Source organism: [Clostridium] cellulosi (assembly GCF_036762875.1).
GTDB classification, from domain to species: Bacteria; Bacillota; Clostridia; order Oscillospirales; family Ethanoligenentaceae; genus Ruminiclostridium_D; species Ruminiclostridium_D cellulosi.
This window is the reverse complement of the sequence record NZ_JBAIZF010000019.1, coordinates 61,886-79,511: the sequence shown is the minus strand read 5'-3', so window position 1 is coordinate 79,511 and position 17,626 is coordinate 61,886. Positions and strand designations below refer to the sequence as shown.

Sequence of the window (17,626 nt, the reverse complement as noted above, 5' to 3'; positions counted from 1 at the left end):
TTTAGCAACATAAATCTGCCGTTTTCTCACACGTCAGGCAAATTCCGCCGGCTGGTTCAGCGCTTTTTTGTTCGAACGCCGCCCTGAATGGAAGTTGACTTTGCCCCCTTGTCAGAAGCTGTAGCTTTCTCGTTACAAGTTTCAGCTTGCCTTTTGGCTTCATCCGCATTTCTTTCTTCTTTATTCTGCGCGGCGGCCTGCCTCTGTTTTGCGCATTGTTCGTCAATCATTTTATAAAGGGCATCGATCGATTCTGAAAGTCCGCCGAGACGGTCAATAAGCCCTTCCTTAACCGCGCTCTTGCCGTCGAGCACTGTACCGACATCCAGCACCAGCTCTTCTGTATTCATCATCAATTCTTTAAAACGTTCTGGCGCGATATGACTGTTTTCGCATACAAATCTGGTAATACGGTCCTGCATCCGGTAGAAATTCGCCAAAGTCTGAGGTACGCCGATCGCTACCCCATTCATGCGAACCGGATGTATAGTCATCGTCGCAGTAGGTGCAATAAAAGAAAGCCTTGCCGCAACAGCAAGAGGAACTCCGATAGAATGACCGCCGCCCAAAACAAGGGAGACCGTCGGCTTTTTCATTCCGGCGATGAGCTCGGCAATAGCAAGGCCTGCTTCGACATCGCCGCCGACGGTATTGAGAATTATCAGCAACCCCTCAATCGACGGGTCTTCTTCTATTGCGACAATCTGAGGTATGATATGCTCATATTTAGTCGTCTTATTCTGAGGCGGCAGTATATAGTGCCCCTCAATCTGGCCGATTATAGTCAGGCAATGTATCAAATGACGGCCTTTATTTATAGCAATTGAACCTGTTTCAAATATTTGTTTTGTCTGCGGGTCAAGACCTTCCAGATTTTTTTCCTGTTCGGAAGGCAGCGGATTGCCCGGATTATCCGGAATCGGCTCTTCTTGAAAACTGTAGTGACTGTGCGTATCCGACATCTATTTACCTCCGGAAGACTGTTTTACGCTTACCGAGTCCTTTCATTATCTAATGAAATACTCAATATGCGCCGCAGGTATATTATTGCCGGAAATTAGCACAAAATACGGCTGCCTTTATTAAATTAGTGAACCGAAACCGGTTCAGGTTTATGCTCGTGTTTTTTGTTTTGGTTTGCTTTTGCTTTCTCGGCAGTAAGCCGCGCGTTAGCAAGCATAAGTTTGATACGGTTTTCCTGGTTTATACGGGTTGCGCCCGGGTCGTAGTCAATTGCAACAATATTAGCGCCCTCGTTACATTCGCGTATCTTCCTAATCATACCTTTGCCGACAATGTGATTCGGCAGGCAACCAAACGGCTGAGTGCAAATAATATTCTTTGTGCCTGAATGAATCAATTCAAGCATTTCGCCTGTAAGCAGCCAGCCTTCGCCCATCTTGTTGCCATAGCCCAGATAGCCTTTGACAAGGCTCTTTATGTAACTGTAGGGGACTGGCGCTCTGAACTGCGGATATTTTTTTACAATGTCGATAAACTCTTGCTGCTTTCTTTCGAGAAAACGTCTCAGCGCCAAGCAGACGGCCTTTTTAATGTGTTGTCCGCCGTAAAGCTTTGCATCCTCGACGCGATTATCAACTTTAAAAATAGCAAAATCCATAAGCCCCGGAACTACCGCTTCAACACCTTCCGAAAGCAAAAATTTCTCCAGATTGTTGTTGCCGAGAGCCGCATATTTAATATAGATTTCGCCGACTATGCCGACGCGGATTTTCTCAGTATGCACTACTTTAATCTTTGCAAATTCAGCGGCTATTTTCTCAAGGTTTTCCTTAACTTTTTTATATCTAAGGTTTTTCGGGTCCTTGTATTCTTCGGTCAGCCGCTCAATCAAGCTGTCTACAAGAGCGTCCGTAGAGCCTTTTTCCACTTCATAGGGGCGGCATTGATTTGCAAGCAGCATTATCATGTCGCCGTAAATCATGGAATAAATGATACGGCGCCAAGAATTAATGCCAAGTTTAAAACCGGGGTTTTTCTCGAGTCCGGAGAGGTTCAACGAAATAACCGGAACCTGCGGATAACCCGCACGGATAAGTGCTTTCCTCAGAAGATGAATATAGTTAGAGGCGCGGCAGCCACCGCCTGTTTGCGTTATAATCAGCGCAACCTTGTCGGGGTCGTATTTGCCGCTCTTTATTGCATCTATAAACTGGCCGATAACAAGAAGCGCAGGATAGCACGCATCGTTATGGACATATTTCAGCCCTTCTTCAACAATTGAACGTCCGGTTGTCGTGAGCAGTTCCATTTTAAATCCGTCAAGCCTTAACGCGTTGCGCATCAAAGTAAAATGTACAGGAAGCATCATCGGCATTAGGATTGTATATTCTTTTTTCATTTCCTTGGTAAACAACAGTCTACCATTCTTGTCGTATACTAATTCTGCCATCAGAGTACCTCCATCTTAGCTTGAGCCTGCCCCGCTTTTTCGGCATCTCTTGAATCCATAGCCGCAATGAGGCTGCGGATACGGATTTTGACTGCGCCTAAGTTATTTACCTCATCAATTTTTATCTGGGTATATAACTTATTTCCGCGCTCGCAAATGTCCCTGACCTCGTCGGTGGTTATAGCGTCAACTCCGCAGCCAAAAGAGACAAGCTGGACAAGTTCGATATTTTCATTTTCGGTAACAAACTTTGCTGCTGCATAAAGCCTTGAATGATATGTCCACTGGTTGAGCACCTTTACCCTTTGAGGCTTCGCAAGATGCGCTACCGAATCCTCGGAAACAACCACCAGTCCATATGAGGTAAACAAACGGTCTATGCCGTGATTGATCTCAGGATCTATATGGTAAGGACGGCCGGACAACACTATCACGCGGCGCCCGTTGGCCTTTGCGTATTCGAGGGCTCGCTTTCCTTCTTTGCGCACTGCTTCCCTGTATGCCTTATATTCAGCATAAGCCGCTTTTACGGCTGCTTTTACCTCGTCAGGCGTTGCGCCGAATTCCCTGCCGAAAAATTCTGTTGCAGATTTTAAGAACCCTCTTGGCCTGTCAAGCCCAAAATACGGGGTGAAATAGCGAACTCCATTGAGTCTTGGCACATTTGCCGCTATAAGCTCTGGATAGTAGGCGACAACTGGACAATTATAATGGTTTTCGCCCCGTTTTTCGTCAAAATTGTATGGCATACACGGATAGAAAATCGTATCAACGCCCATATCGAGCAATGCCTCAATATGGCCGTGCACGATTTTTGCCGGGTAACAGACTGTATCCGACGGAATAGTATACTGGCCTTTTATATACAGTTGCCTTGTAGATTCCGGCGAAACAACTACATAAAAACCGAGTTTTGTCAGGAGCGTATGCCAGAACGGCAGGTTTTCATACATGTTCAGCGTCATTGGCAAGCCGATTTTGCCTCTTTTGCCTTCAACCGGCTTATATGACCTGAGCTTTTCATACTTAAATTTATAAAGGTTCGGCAGTTCTTCGGACTTTTTCATTCCGAGGGGTTTTTCACAGCGGTTTCCGCTGATGTACCGCCTTCCGCTGCCAAATGTGTTTATCGTAAGCGAGCAGTGGTTTGTGCACAAACCGCAGTTTGTCGTCTTTGAGGTATGCTTAAAGTTTTTGAGTTCTTCCCTTGTAATAATGCTGGATTTCTCACAGCCTTGAGCCTTTGCAAAAAGTGCACAACCATAAGCGCCCATGATTCCGGCAATGGTTGGGCGTGTTACCTCAGCACCTATTTCCCGCTCAAAGCTTCTCAGCACCGCATCATTGTAGAACGTTCCGCCCTGAACAACAATGTTTTTGCCGAGTTCCGACGGGTGAGACGCGCGGATTACCTTATATATGGCATTCTTGACAACGCTCATCGAGAGGCCGGCGGAAATATCGTCGACTCCTGCCCCGTCTTTCTGAGCCTGTTTTACAGAAGAGTTCATAAATACTGTGCAGCGCGTTCCGAGCGAAACCGGATGTTTCGCGAACAGCCCCATCTGGGCAAAATCCTTGACGGAATAGCCCATCGCTTTGGCAAAGGTCTCGATAAATGAGCCGCACCCCGAGGAGCAAGCCTCGTTTAGCATAATGGAATCAACTGCACCGTTTCTGATTTTAAAGCATTTTATATCCTGGCCGCCGATATCGAGAATGAAATCGACATCCGGCTTGAAGTGTTTCGCCGCGTTATAGTGAGCAACTGTCTCAACGAGGCCAAAATCAACTCCAAACGCACTGCGAATCAAATCTTCGCCGTATCCTGTAACTGCGCTGCCCTTAATTTTTATGTGGTCGCCGCAAATTTCATAGATTTTTGTAAGCTGTTCTTTGACGACCGATACTGGATTGCCTTCATTGGCCGCGTAATAGGTATAAAGAATATTGTCATCCTTGTCAATAAGCGCCAGCTTTGTCGTTGTGCTGCCGGCGTCAATGCCGAGCCATGCGTCGCCCGTATATTTCGACGGGTCTTTGTAATCGGCTTTGCATTTTGAATGACGTTCTTTAAACTCTTCGTATTCTTCTTGAGTTTCAAAAAGTGGAGGCATATGGTCCGAAGTCGTTGTAAGCGTTTTCGAAGACTCGAGCTTTGACAGCAGCTCATCGAATTCTATTGGCTTCAGTTTTTCAGCGTAAAGCGCCGCCCCCATTGCAATAAAATAAGCTCCGTTTTCCGGAAACAGGGCGTCTTCTTTCGACAGCTTAAGCGTTTCGACAAACCTTTTGCGAAGCTCTTTTTGGAACGAAAGCGGGCCGCCGAGAAATGCAACCCTGCCCTCAATTTTTCTTCCCTGCGCAAGTCCGGCTATCGTCTGCTCAACAACTGCCTGAAAGATCGAAGCTGCGATATCTTCTTTTTTTGCGCCTTGATTGAGAAGCGGCTGTATATCGGATTTTGCGAAAACGCCGCAGCGCGACGCGATAGAATATATCTTTTCATGCTTTGAAGCAAGTTCATCAAGCTCATCCGGCGTCACGCCCAAAAGGGTTGCCATCTGGTCGATAAACGCTCCAGTTCCGCCGGCACAGGTGCCGTTCATGCGCTCCTCAAGTCCGCCGGTAAAGAATATTATTTTGGCGTCTTCCCCGCCGAGCTCAATTACAGCATCCGTACCCGGAAGAAATTTGTCAACAGCTCCTGCAGTAGCAAAAACTTCTTGAACAAAATCTATATCACATGCTTTTGAAACGCCGAGACCAGCAGAACCGGTTATTGCAACATGAACCTTTTTGCCGCTGTATTCATTTTCAATAGACTTCAGCATTTCAAAAGCCTTTTCGCGGACTTTTGACATATGTCTCTCATAAGCCTTAAACAGTATGTTATAGTTCTCATCAAGAACGACTGCTTTTACTGTTGTTGAACCGATGTCAATTCCTATGTAATAACTCATCTGTACCTCCGAAGAGATATGCACTAAAAATTGGCTCTTATTCCCGCCTTTACACATACCAAGTCATTAACTATTATAACACCCCAAGAAAAACTGTCAATCTGCCGCGGCTGATAATTGTATACCAAAATTGTAATATTAAACAGCAGACTAATTGTAGCTTTCGTGATTATCTTCTATATGTCCCATTAATAAGAATATTATTAAATTTAAATATAAAGAACATTTAGGCATCAAAACACCTATTTTGAACGATAAAGTTGATAAACGAATAAAATAACACAACTTATTAAAAAAATAATGACCAAATAACGTCCAAATGCAGTTTGGGAAGTTTTCGTAAAGCTAATCAAAAAACCCGCAAGCCTTGATATCTTGCGGGTTTTGCTTTGGTGGACCCAGGGGGATTCGAACCCCCGACCCCCACAATGCCATTGTGGTGCGCTCCCAACTGCGCTATGAGCCCAAACTGTTTTTGTTCTGTTTTTGCGATTTACGCGGCTCGTTTATAATATCATATTTTATTCCTATTTGCAAGACTTTTTTTAAATTTTTTAAATTTATTAATATAAAATAATTTGCAATACGAAGAGAAATTGCATGTAAGAAAATCAATTTCTAAAGCAGCAGTTGTGAAAAACTATCAAATTGGCAGATTGATATTGACTAATTGTAAATTTTGAGTTATTATTAATAATAATTTAACATATTAAAGCTGTGAAGAAAAGAGTACCGGTTTTCTATATGCGCAGAGAGAAGATGTTTGGTGTAAATCTTCGTGAGGAAAATCGGGAAGTCGTTTCGGAGCTGCAGGGCTGAACGATTACATATTATCTATTAAGCTCTGTCGGGGGTCGGCCGTTAATCCGAGAAACGGTATTACTATGCCGTTGAGTGCAGAGCATGCTCTGAATTTAGGTGGTACCACGGATTTTATAATTCGCCCTAAGCTTTTTAAGCTTAGGGCGTTTAAATTATAAGCCCTTTGTTGTTTCATTTTAACAAAAGAAATATAATCTATTATAAAGGAGTGTCTGACAATGGAAAAGAAGAATTTCGATTGGGCAAATCTCGATTTCAGCTACCGTCAAACAGACAAAAGCTATGTCTCCTACTACAAAGACGGAGCTTGGGACGAAGGACAACTGACAGACAACCATACCGTAACAATCAGCGAATGTGCTGGCGTGCTGCAATATTCGCAGTCTTGCTTTGAAGGGCTGAAAGCATATACGACCGAGGATGGCCATATCGTTACTTTCCGGCCCGATCTGAACGGCGAACGTATGGAAGATAGCGCAAGAAGGCTGGAAATGCCGGTATTCCCGAAAGAGAGATTCGTTGACGCTGTTGTTCAAACCGTACGCGCAAATGCGGCTTATGTCCCGCCTTATGGTTCTGGCGCGTCACTTTATATTCGACCGTATATGTTTGGCAGCGGCCCTGTTATCGGTGTTGCTCCTGCAAAAGAATATCAGTTCCGTATTCTGACCACACCGGTCGGCCCGTATTTCAAAGGCGGTATCCGTCCGCTGACCTTATGCGTCAGTGACTTCGACAGGGCAGCCCCGCGCGGCACTGGCCACATCAAGGCCGGCCTGAACTACGCCATGAGTCTCCATGCCATTGTAACAGCTCATAAGAACGGCTTTGACGAGAACTTGTATCTGGACGCGGCCACCCGTACTAAGGTTGAGGAAACCGGCGGCGCAAACTTCATTTTCGTAACAAAGGACAAGAAAGTATTGACTCCGAAATCAAGCAGCATACTTCCCTCAATCACACGCCGCTCTCTTATGTATATAGCTAAAGAATATCTCAATTACGAAGTCGAGGAGAGGGAAATCTACTTTGACGAGGTCAAGGATTTCGCAGAGTGCGGCCTTTGCGGCACTGCGGCTGTCATTTCGCCTGTCGGTAAAATCGTCGACCACGGCAAAGAAATCATAATTCCGGACTGCCAGAACGGCATGGGCCCTGTCTTAAAGAAACTGTACGATACTCTGACCGGAATCCAGTTTGGAAGAATCGAAGCTCCAAAAGGATGGATCAAGGTCATCGAATAAAAAGCACATTACAGCATAACACGCACTCCCCTTTAGTGGAGTGCGTGTTTTTATATGCCTTCGTGTAAAAATATAAAACTCATTTTACTCCTCTGCCCTTATTAATCATTTCTTCCATCTCTCTTTTGGTTTTTGAAGGCAGAGTATCCTTCAAATAATTGCGGTTTTCATCATTTATCTGCCGATATTCCTGCCTAATCCGCCTATCTGTCTTCTCAATCTCTGCTTTCAGTTCGTTGGCGGAAAGCAGTGAGCAGCCTGCTCCCCGGACAATAAGCTGTTCAAGTGCGTCCGATGTTGCGACCGTTATTGAGTATTTCTTTTTATTATCATGGGAAAACCGCTCTATATACTGATCTGCGGTTTGCGCTTCGCGTGTATATATAATATGAATATTATTGAAGTCTATCGCTTCCTCGACATGCCTTTCGACGCGGTAGGCATCAAAAACAACTATAATCTGACATTTGCGGTAACCTTGATAATTGCTGAGCGTTTCAATTAACTTCATCCTTGCCCCGTCCATATTTTCGTCCGCAAGGTCTTTTAATTCCGGCCACGCATGGATTATATTATAGCCGTCCACAAGAAGATATTCTTCTTTATTCTCTTTCTTTATGCTCACGCGGTTTATAGGGCCGCTGTAACTTTCTCGTTTTGGTTTCTGCTTAATTTTCTCTTTGTCTCGTTGGTTTGCATAGGATGTTCTTTTTAAAATCTCATCAACTTCCTCCGGACTGATATTCATTTCTTCCTTTTGCGTCCGGTGCTTTACTACTTCATCCTCTGATTCGGTTTTATCCTGAAAATAACTTGGGAGATGCATATAATTTTTAACTTCATACCAGTCAACTAAAAAGCCTGCGCCATGGGCACAAAAAACAGATCCTGTCGGATTTTCCATATCCCGTTCTGAGTCATACCCTATACTTTCTATTACCTCTTCTTCGTTATGGCAAGGTTCATAACCTTTCAGGCTGCAAAAAAGCCTGCCAAGCCCGCCGGTATAAGCGGCTACCTCTTTCTGATAATTTCTCATCGTAATAACCGGCGCGGTACCTGTAAGAACTACTGTTTCACCATCTGTTTGTGAAATTTTATATGTACCATGCATGTTTTCAATATCTGACATGGCTCTTCCGACCATCTTTTTAGGCAGTTCCAACTGAAAGGCATAGACAGGTTCCAGCAGTATGGATTCTGCCTCTTTTAGGCCTTGGCGTACCGCTCGGTAAGTAGCTTCTCTAAAATCTCCGCCTTCTGTGTGTTTGTTGGACGCTTTGCCTGAAACCAGCGTGATTTTCATATCTGTAATTGCCGAACCTGTCAGGACACCCTTGTGCTCTTTTTCTTTAAGATGGGTTAATATGAGCCTCTGCCAGTTCCTGCTCAGCAAATCCTCACTGCATATAGTATCAAATTGCAGGCCGCTACCCGGTTCTCCCGGTTCTAATAATAAGTGGACCTCCGCATAATGCCGCAGCGGTTCAAAGTGGCCTACCCCTTCAACAGCGTTGGCTATCGTCTCTTTATATACGATTTTTCCCTCACCAAACGCCACATCAACTCCAAAACGGTTCTTTATCACGCTCTGAAGAATTTCTGTCTGAACCTCACCCATGACTTGTACCTTGATTTCCTGCAGCCGCTCATCCCAAACAATATGGAGTTCCGGTTCCTCTTCTTCAATTTGGCGGAGCTTCGGCAGCATAGCCCTTGGGTCCATGCCATCCGGAAGTATAATCCGATAGGACAACACTGGTTCTAATACCGGTTTATTTGAAGCTTTCTCTATTCCCAGCCCTTCGCCGGGCCTTGAGTTGCTAAGTCCCGTAACGGCACATACCCCGCCCGCTTCTATTTCGTTGACGGTCTTGAATTTTTCGCCGGAATATATGCGAATCTGGTCTACTTTTTCTTTCCAGCTATCTCCTGACAAAATATCTTTAACTTTCAGTTTTCCGCCCGTAACCTTGAGATGTGTCAGGCGGTTTCCTTGACTATCCCTTGAAATTTTGAAGATTTTAGCGCCGAATTCGGCCGGATAGCTTGGTTCATCAGTATATTCTACCACAGTATGCAGCAAACGCTCGACGCCTTCCAACTTTAAAGCCGAGCCGAACAGACAGGGGTATATCTTCCGCTTCTTTATAGCTTTTTTAATCAGAGCTGTATCTATATGTCCCGTTTCAAGGTAAGTATCCATCAATTCTTCGTCGCACATTGCGATTTCTTCGAAAAATGCGGTAGTATTGATTTGCTCAAACTCTACGCACCTATTACTCATGCGTTCTTTTATTTCCCTAAGCAGCTTATCTTTATCTGTACCATTCTGGTCCATTTTGTTGATGAATATAAACACAGGGATATTATACATTTCCAGCAGGCGCCACAAGGTTTTGGTATGCCCCTGCACGCCGTCCGCGCCGCTAACGACTAAAACGGCATAGTCCAATACCTGCAGCGTTCTCTCAGTTTCTGCAGAAAAATCGACGTGCCCCGGGGTATCCAGCAATGTTATCTGCGTATCATCAACTTCAAAAATGGCCTGTTTTGAGAATATAGTTATTCCTCTCTGCCTTTCGAGCTCATAAGTATCGAGATATGAATCTTTATTGTCAACTCTGCCGAGTTTTCTTATCTTTCCGCTCAAATAAAGCATGCCTTCAGACAGCGTCGTCTTGCCAGCATCGACATGCGCCAGTATCCCAATTACAAGTTTTTTCATAATCCGTTTCAAATCCTTTATTTAAATCGCTTATATTCACATCGATTTTCAGAGACTTTACTGTATTCTATTATAATGATACCAGCAAGTTTGATTTTTTACAATTTGTCATTTTCCAATCGTTATAAGATTTTATTAGCAAATTTCGTGCAAAAGAAAACCCCAATCACAATTGATTGGGGTTTATGTTACAGAGAGTCAACCAACCTTACCAGCATTATCCTTTTCCCTAAGAGCAGCGCGGCGAATCTTACCGCTGATTGTCTTAGGCAATTCCTCGACAAATTCTACGACACGAGGATATTTGTAAGGTGCGGTTTGATTTTTTACATAGTCCTTGAGTTCCTGAGCAAGCTCATCGGAAGGCTTATAGTTTTTCGTAAGTACAATGGTAGCCTTGACAACCTGACCTCTGATTGGGTCTGGTACGCCGGTGATGGCACATTCAAGTACCGCCGGGTGCTGCATCAGCACGCTCTCTATTTCAAAAGGCCCGATACGATAGCCTGACGATTTGATAACATCGTCCGTGCGGCCGACATACCAGAAGTAACCATCCTCATCGCGCCACGCGGTATCACCTGTATGATAATAACCGTCATGCCATACGGATTTTGTGCGCTCTGGGTCTTTATAATAACCGGTGAAAAGTCCCGGCTGGTATTGGCCTTCTTCTACCTTTACGCAAATCTCACCTACATCTCCGGGTGGGACGGGTTTTCCGTCACTGTCGAGAAGCTCAACATTGTAAAGCGGAGTAGGCTTGCCCATTGACCCGGGCTTTGGCGTCATACCGTAAAGATTTGCGATTAGAAGTGTCGTTTCGGTCTGCCCGAAACCTTCCATAAGCTTAACTCCGGTTTTCTCGTAAAACCTATTGAATACCTCCGGATTTAGTGCCTCGCCGGCAATTGTGGCATATTTCAGCGACGAGAGGTCATAACCATCCATTCCGTCCTTGATAAAGAAGCGAAAAATGGTAGGCGGGGCGCAAAACGACGTAATGCGGTACTGCTCAATTTTTGAAAGCAGGTTGGCAGAATTGAATTTCTCAAAGTCATAGACGAATACGGTCGATTCCATTAACCACTGGCCATATAGCTTTCCCCATACCGCCTTGCCCCAGCCGGTTTCGGCAACTGTAAGATGCAGTGAGTTCTCGTCGAGGTGGTGCCAGTGCTTTGCGGTAATAATATGGGCAAGTGAATAAGAATAATCATGTGCGACCAGTTTCGGCAAACCGCTTGTGCCTGAAGTGAAATACATAAGCATGCAGTCTTTAGCGCAAACCGCATCTTTGCCCTGCGGACGGCTCCAGTTTTCACTTGCGGCCTCCATGCCCTCGGTAAACGATACCCAGCCGTCTTTTTTGCCTCTCGCAACCACTTTGATCTTTAGGGACGGCGAGGTTTTCTGTGCCTCGTCAACATGATCTGTAACCTCGCCCTCACCGGTACAGACAATTGCTTTAATGCCCGCCAGATTAAATCTGTATGCAAAATCTTTGGCCGTAAGAAGAGCCGTACCCGGAATCGCTATCGCCCCGATTTTATGAAGAGCAATAATTGAGAACCAAAATTCGTAATGCCGCTTTAAAACCAGCATTACCATATCGCCTTTTTTGATTCCTAAGCTGGTGAAAAAATTCGCGGTTTTATCACTATAGCGCTTGATGTCCGCAAATGTAAAATAATGTTCCTCGCCGAATTCATTGCACCAGATCATTGCTGTCTTATTCGGTTCAAGCCTTGCCATTTCATCAACAACGTCGTATGCAAAATTATAGTCGTCCGGTATATTGAGACTGAATTTGGTCAGCAGTCCGTTTTTATCATACTCTTCATTGACATACTTAAGATGAATTCCGTGCATAGCATATCCCCCATCCAGCTCCTCCTAAAAGCAAGAATAAAGCTGGTTTATTATTTGCTTTTTCCGTCTGTGATGACTATTGCAAGAAATACGCAATCCTTTCCGCCTGTCGCTATCATTCCATGGCGGTGTCCTGAATCATAATAGATTGAGTCACCCGCATTTAATATCTCAATATGACCATCGAGGTCACATTTTAACGAGCCCTCTAATACATAGTCAAATTCCTGCCCCGCATGGGTCGAATACTTGATAGGCTTATTCTGTTCTTCTTCGCTGTAAGGAGCTGTTACAATGAACGGCTCGGCAAGTTTATTTTTAATAAAAGGAGCAAGATGACAATATTCAAAACCTTTGCGGCGCTGAATCGGAAGGCCGTTTCCTCTTCTCGTTATCGTGTAGAAGGAGAGATGCGGATTTTCGCCAGTCATAAGCTCGACAATGTCAATGCCAAAGCGCTGGGCGCATTTCAGCATGAATGTAAATGAGAAATCATTCTCACCGCGCTCACTCGCACGATACTCTTCTAAGGTTACGCCTGTTACCTTAGCCATTTCTTCCTCGGAAATACCAAGTATCTCCCTGAGTCCGCGTATGCGCTCCGCAATTTCCTTAATCGTTGTTTCCATAATTAAGCCCCCTTGTTCTATGATTTTAAATTTTTAATGGTATCGTGTTTTGAAACAAAAAACAAAGCCCGCCCCAATATATGGGGCGGGCTAATCATCCCGCGGTACCACCCAAATTCGTAAAACAAATTTACGCACTCTAAGAGCTCCAACAAGCCCATCACCTTAACGCGGCTAAACGTGTGATACTACTCTGGCAAAGGCCATTTCGGACACCTGCTCGGAAGTGATACGCATAACGGTCGTTAACATCGGCTCGCACCAAACGCCGACTCTCTGAAGTCAACTTAACCATGCGCTCTTCGTCATAGCATTTAAATTATATTTTCATTATATAGGCATACAAATCCATTGTCAAGTCAAAATCAAAAATTCTTTTAGTTTACTTGTTTTGCTGCTAACTTCTTTTTCAGGAATAAAAACAGGACAATGATTTCATGCATAACAAGCGGCAGCGCGGCCAGGCCCAATACTGTCAACCACTGGATAAACGTAAGCGGATTTGTGTTGAATACTTGGTTAATAGGCGTCTGAACAACAATAAACTGCAGAACAATGCCTACGCCGACGGCAACCCACATCATCCAGTTGTTCAGATGGTTCATGCGGAATATCGACTTTTTAACATCACGCATTCCTATTGCGTGCAGAAGTTCCGACACTGCAAGTGCTGTAAACGCGAATGTGCGGCCCTCATTGACAACATTCATGTTGCTGAAATCTATATGCTCAAGCTGTGAAAATGTGAAAAGATGAGGCCCGAAAGTTGCTTCATAACAACCGAGAATAAATCCAAACAGCGTTATTGCGCCAAACAGTATCCCATATATTATAAGCAGCGGCACGCCGCCGTGTGCAAAAAGACTTTCTTTCGGGGAGCGGGGTTTTTCTTTCATGACTTCAGGTGTGCCCGGGTCGGCGCCGAGCGCCAATGCCGGAAGTGAGTCTGTCGCAAGGTTTACCCAAAGGATATTTACCGCTGAAAGCGGTGCAGGCCATCCAACGATTACGCCGATAAACATTGTCACAATCTCGCCTATATTTGACGAAAGCAGATATATGACTGACTTTTTAATGTTTCTATAAATATTGCGGCCTTCCTCAACCGCCTTTTTGATTGTTGCAAAATTGTCGTCGGTCAAAATCATATCGGCGGCACCCTTTGCAACATCCGTACCTGTTTTGCCCATTGCAAGACCGATGTCTGCAGCTCTGAGCGACGGCGCGTCATTTACTCCGTCACCTGTCATCGAAACGATATTGCCATTTGCTTTGAGCGCCTTTACAATCATAACCTTGTGTTCTGGGGAAACGCGGGCAAATACACGCAAACCTGAGACCTTTTTATTCAGTTCCTCTTGCGTCATCTTGTTCAGTTCTTCACCGGAAATGCACTGGGAAACGTCAGTCGCTATGCCAATTTCCCGGGCAACAGCAAGCGCTGTTTCTTTATGGTCGCCCGTTATCATAACAGTTGTTACCCCTGCTTTGCGGCAGCTTTCAACCGCTTCCTTTGCCTCGGGACGCGGCGGGTCGATCATACCTACAAGTCCGACAAAGCACAGGTTTTCTTCCACAGCCTCGCCATTGCTCTCTCGAAATGCCAGCGCAAGCACTCGCAGCGCATCATGCGCCATCTCAGAAGAAGCAGCGTTTATCTTATCTATATCCTCTTTTTCGAGCGGACGTACTTTTCCATTGTCAAAAATACTATCGCTGTGTCTTAATATTACGTCAAGAGCGCCCTTGGTATAAGATATTTTCTTATCACCATAGTCATGAACTGTTGTCATCATCTTTCGGTCGCTGTCAAAAGGTATCTCATTTATGCGAGGATATTTGCTTTCAAGCTCTTTTCTCGTCAGCGAGAAAATCTTGCTCATTGAAAGAAGGGCTGTTTCTGTCGGGTCACCGATATCTTTGCCGTCCTCTATTGACGCGTCATTGCAAAGAGTGAAACCTTCAAGATATATTGATGCATTTTGCGGGTCAAGTTCTTGGGGCGCGGTAATTTTTCCGTCAAAATAACTCTTTACAACCGTCATGCGGTTTTGGGTTAGTGTTCCAGTTTTATCCGAACAAATCACGTTGACGGCACCAAGCGTTTCAACCGACGGAAGCCTGCGCACTATTGTGCGGGATTTTACCATTCTCTGAACACCGAGAGCCAGCACTATCGTCACAACAGCGGGCAGCCCCTCAGGAATGGCCGCAACAGCAAGCGATATGGCGGTGAGAAGCATATCGAAAACATCGCGCTTTTGCAAAACAGCTACCAAAAACAATACAACACATAAACCAATAGTCAAAATTCCCAGCAGTTTTCCGAGGTCGGCAAGGCGCTTTTGAAGCGGAGTCGTATCGTCGTTGTCTTCCTCGAGAATTTTGGCTATCTTTCCAATTTCGGTATTCATACCTGTTGCAGTGACAACACCGACACCGCGGCCGTAAGTAACAGGTGTAGTCATATAAGCCATATTGATTCTGTCACCGACAGGTATATCGCCGTCTGCTACAAAGCCGCTGTCCTTTTCCGACGGAACTGATTCGCCTGTCAGGGCCGATTCCTCAATTTTCAAGTTTGAGGATTCAATAAGGCGCAAATCAGCGGGTACTACTCTGCCTGCTTCCAGCAAGACTATGTCGCCGGGTACAAGCAGCGCAGCGTCTATTTCCTCTGTCTTACCTTCACGCCGTACAAGCGCTTTCGGCGTCGACAGCTTTTTTAAGGCTTCGATTGCTTTTTCTGCCTTTGCCTCCTGAATATAACCGATTATGCCGTTTAAAATTACAACGACAAGAATTATAACGCTGTCAGTGATTTCTTGCAAAATTGCTGATACAACCGCGGCAGCAAGCAAAATAAAAATCATCGGGTCTTTGAACTGAAGCAGAAATTTTACTATCGGGCTTTTGCCCTTTTTCTGAGCAAGTTCGTTTCTTCCATATTGCTCTTGCCTCGCCTGCGCCTCTTTCTGCGTTAATCCGTCAGCTTGCGAATTTGTCTTTGAAAGCACTTCTTCTACCGTCAATTTTTCAGGATTTGATAACATCTGTGCTGAATTTGATTCTGAAAGTGGCTTCTTCGACGTTGTTGCTTGATTCGCCAACATTTTAATTCCCCCATGTTATGTCCAGCTAACGTGGTTTTGCAATAAAGTCATTATTTTAGTATGTATATAAAAAAGACTTTTAACATAATTCCGTTTATAGAAATTATGTTAAAAGTCTCGACTGCCAATCATGGCCGCAAAACCAAGCTCATAAAAAGTCAACCGCTTCAGAGAAGATTTCCCTTCAGCATTATACTTTTTGACATTGAGCCGACATGTTGATTTTGCGTAGAGCACATTGAGTGAAACCCAATGCGTCTTGCTACTCCCTTTTAACGGGCGTTATTAAATTGTGTTGTAAATTATATCATATAAAATTGGAAAAAGCAACGGCTTTACATATGTTTTTTTAAAGCGAAAAGAGCCTTTGCTATCGCTGTCGCTGTAATTGCCGCGGCAATTGCTTCAACAACGCCGTTTGTGCCCACAACCGAAAGGATGACCCAAATCAGGCTCTTATATGGGATATTGGTCGCGTTGGCGTACTCTGTACCGAAGAAGATATATGCTCCGCCGAGAACAAGTATCGTATTGGTGAGCGAGCCGACAATGCCTGCTACTAAAGCCGCCAAATATCCGCGCTTATCCTTTTTCTTTATCAGGAGATAGACATAGCCTGCGAAAACACCCACAAGTAATCGTGGCACAAAGGCAACAATAAGGCTTTTGAAATTGCCCAACGGCACGAATGGACTGAAAATAAATGCCGTTATAGGCACTTGGAGCGTCGCCTGAATAACGCTCGTCAGTCCGAATACAAAGCCCAAAAATGCTCCCGCTGCGGGACCAAGCATTATAGCGCCGATTATGACCGGTATATGTACCGTCGTAATACTAAACGGCCCTATACTGATGTAGCCGAGATACGGGACGAACGCCAAAATAATGGTTATCGCCGTCCACATAGATAGCTGCACCATCTTTTGGACTTTCTGGTTTCTGATTCCACTTGCTGTAGTGTTGTTCATTTGTAAGACCCCTTTGCTGCCGCTCTTTTGCAAGATGCGGCGCGATTTATTTATTTAACGCAAAAACATAACTTATTTAGTCACGTTTTTGCGATAAATATTAATTAAACCTTCGAGCAAGAGATTTGCGTCATAAATAATCTTGCTCTTGCAGTACGGGATAATATAACTGGAATTGCCGCCGGTCGCGACAATCGTGGCCTTTTGACCCAAACGTTCCTCAATTCTTTGAGCCATGCCGTCGATTAAAGCGGCAGTGCCGAATACCGCGCCCGATTTCATACAATCTATCGTATTTCTGCCTATCAAATCGCGCGGTGCTTCAAGGCCAATGTGAGGCAGCAGTGACGCATTCTGCGAAAGCGCATCAAGACTTGTCCTGACCCCGGGAATGATAGCGCCACCAAGCAAACAGCCCTTCGCATCAATAACGCTGATTGTAGTAGCAGTACCCATGTCAAAAATAATTATAGGCTTCGGGTACTTTGCAAGCGCACCAACTGCGTCAGCGCACAAGTCGCTGCCGAGTTCAGCGGGATCGTCAATTCTGATGTTGAGTCCCGTTTTGATTCCGGGCCCGACAATAAGTGGCTTTTTGCCGATTAGCCTTTCAAGGGCATTGACCACCGAACCCGTAACCTGAGGTACAACCGAGGAGACAATAGAGCCTTCAATTTTTTCATATTGTACACCATAAAGCTCAAGAATATTCTTAAGCCTTACTGTGTAGCTGTCCTCAGTCATGGTCTTGTCCGTCTCAATTCTCGAAACGAACTTAAGTTTTTCGTCTTCCCATTCCCCTACAACAATATTAGAGTTGCCGATGTCTACTGTAAGTACCATATTAACCTCCCTGCTGTCGTTTTAGAATAAT

The 17,626-nt window shown here is 44.7% G+C and carries 10 protein-coding genes, 1 tRNA gene and 2 other annotated features; of the genes, 1 reads left to right on the top strand and 10 read right to left on the bottom strand.

What is annotated here, in order from left to right:
* Nucleotides 1–56: 56 nt before the first annotated feature.
* The 4 genes from V6C21_RS05655 to V6C21_RS05640 form a co-directional block, all read right to left on the bottom strand.
* Entirely contained in the window at nt 57–962 is a 906-nt protein-coding gene (locus V6C21_RS05655; RefSeq protein WP_084228718.1) for a ClpP family protease, read from the bottom strand.
* A 125-nt stretch (nt 963–1,087) separates the two neighbouring features.
* Nucleotides 1,088–2,413, bottom strand: coding sequence for a 2-hydroxyacyl-CoA dehydratase (locus V6C21_RS05650; protein WP_045085424.1), 1,326 nt, complete (start codon nt 2,411–2,413; stop codon nt 1,088–1,090).
* On the bottom strand, nt 2,413–5,376 hold the full coding sequence (locus V6C21_RS05645) for an acyl-CoA dehydratase activase (RefSeq protein ID WP_479268548.1): 2,964 nt from the start codon (nt 5,374–5,376) through the stop codon (nt 2,413–2,415). Before V6C21_RS05645 ends, V6C21_RS05650 begins: the two co-directional genes overlap by 1 nt.
* 390 nt (nt 5,377–5,766) lie before the next feature.
* Nucleotides 5,767–5,842, bottom strand: a tRNA-Ala gene (locus V6C21_RS05640).
* Nucleotides 5,843–6,084: 242 nt separating this feature from the next.
* Nucleotides 6,085–6,327, top strand: a binding site (T-box leader).
* 89 nt (nt 6,328–6,416) lie between these two features.
* On the opposite strand from V6C21_RS05640, the gene V6C21_RS05635 reads away from it, so the two are divergent.
* A complete protein-coding gene (locus V6C21_RS05635; RefSeq protein ID WP_034840919.1) occupies nt 6,417–7,442 on the top strand; it encodes a branched-chain amino acid aminotransferase in 1,026 nt (341 codons plus the stop codon).
* 79 nt (nt 7,443–7,521) lie between these two features.
* Here V6C21_RS05635 and V6C21_RS05630 read toward each other — a convergent pair whose 3' ends face one another.
* The 6 genes from V6C21_RS05630 to V6C21_RS05605 form a co-directional block, all read right to left on the bottom strand.
* Nucleotides 7,522–10,170, bottom strand: coding sequence for an NYN domain-containing protein (locus V6C21_RS05630; protein WP_479268547.1), 2,649 nt, complete (start codon nt 10,168–10,170; stop codon nt 7,522–7,524).
* A 198-nt stretch (nt 10,171–10,368) separates the two neighbouring features.
* Nucleotides 10,369–12,042 (bottom strand): AMP-binding protein, encoded by a 1,674-nt coding sequence (locus V6C21_RS05625; RefSeq protein ID WP_034840913.1) that lies wholly within the window; start codon nt 12,040–12,042, stop codon nt 10,369–10,371.
* A gap of 50 nt (nt 12,043–12,092) precedes the next feature.
* Nucleotides 12,093–12,671, bottom strand: coding sequence for a helix-turn-helix domain-containing protein (locus V6C21_RS05620; RefSeq protein ID WP_034840910.1), 579 nt, complete (start codon nt 12,669–12,671; stop codon nt 12,093–12,095).
* Between the two features lie 78 nt (nt 12,672–12,749).
* Nucleotides 12,750–12,989: a binding site (T-box leader), on the bottom strand.
* Between the two features lie 59 nt (nt 12,990–13,048).
* Entirely contained in the window at nt 13,049–15,784 is a 2,736-nt protein-coding gene (locus V6C21_RS05615) for a cation-translocating P-type ATPase (protein WP_479268546.1), read from the bottom strand.
* Between the two features lie 335 nt (nt 15,785–16,119).
* Nucleotides 16,120–16,752 carry an ECF transporter S component gene (locus V6C21_RS05610; RefSeq protein ID WP_479268545.1) on the bottom strand — a complete coding sequence of 211 codons (633 nt, stop codon included), beginning with the start codon at nt 16,750–16,752 and terminating at the stop codon, nt 16,120–16,122.
* Nucleotides 16,753–16,824: 72 nt separating this feature from the next.
* On the bottom strand, nt 16,825–17,595 hold the full coding sequence (locus V6C21_RS05605) for a type III pantothenate kinase (protein ID WP_034840907.1): 771 nt from the start codon (nt 17,593–17,595) through the stop codon (nt 16,825–16,827).
* Nucleotides 17,596–17,626 lie beyond the last annotated feature (31 nt).

Bases quoted from the DNA above. Each gene is read 5' to 3' on its own strand.
- V6C21_RS05655 (WP_084228718.1), bottom strand. From the start codon at position 962: ATGTCGGATACGCACAGTCACTACAGTTTTCAAGAAGAGCCGATTCCG.
- V6C21_RS05650 (WP_045085424.1), bottom strand. From the start codon at position 2,413: ATGGCAGAATTAGTATACGACAAGAATGGTAGACTGTTGTTTACCAAG.
- V6C21_RS05645 (WP_479268548.1), bottom strand. From the start codon at position 5,376: ATGAGTTATTACATAGGAATTGACATCGGTTCAACAACAGTAAAAGCA.
- V6C21_RS05635 (WP_034840919.1), top strand. From the start codon at position 6,417: ATGGAAAAGAAGAATTTCGATTGGGCAAATCTCGATTTCAGCTACCGT.
- V6C21_RS05630 (WP_479268547.1), bottom strand. From the start codon at position 10,170: ATGAAAAAACTTGTAATTGGGATACTGGCGCATGTCGATGCTGGCAAG.
- V6C21_RS05625 (WP_034840913.1), bottom strand. From the start codon at position 12,042: ATGCACGGAATTCATCTTAAGTATGTCAATGAAGAGTATGATAAAAAC.
- V6C21_RS05620 (WP_034840910.1), bottom strand. From the start codon at position 12,671: ATGGAAACAACGATTAAGGAAATTGCGGAGCGCATACGCGGACTCAGG.
- V6C21_RS05615 (WP_479268546.1), bottom strand. From the start codon at position 15,784: ATGTTGGCGAATCAAGCAACAACGTCGAAGAAGCCACTTTCAGAATCA.
- V6C21_RS05610 (WP_479268545.1), bottom strand. From the start codon at position 16,752: ATGAACAACACTACAGCAAGTGGAATCAGAAACCAGAAAGTCCAAAAG.
- V6C21_RS05605 (WP_034840907.1), bottom strand. From the start codon at position 17,595: ATGGTACTTACAGTAGACATCGGCAACTCTAATATTGTTGTAGGGGAA.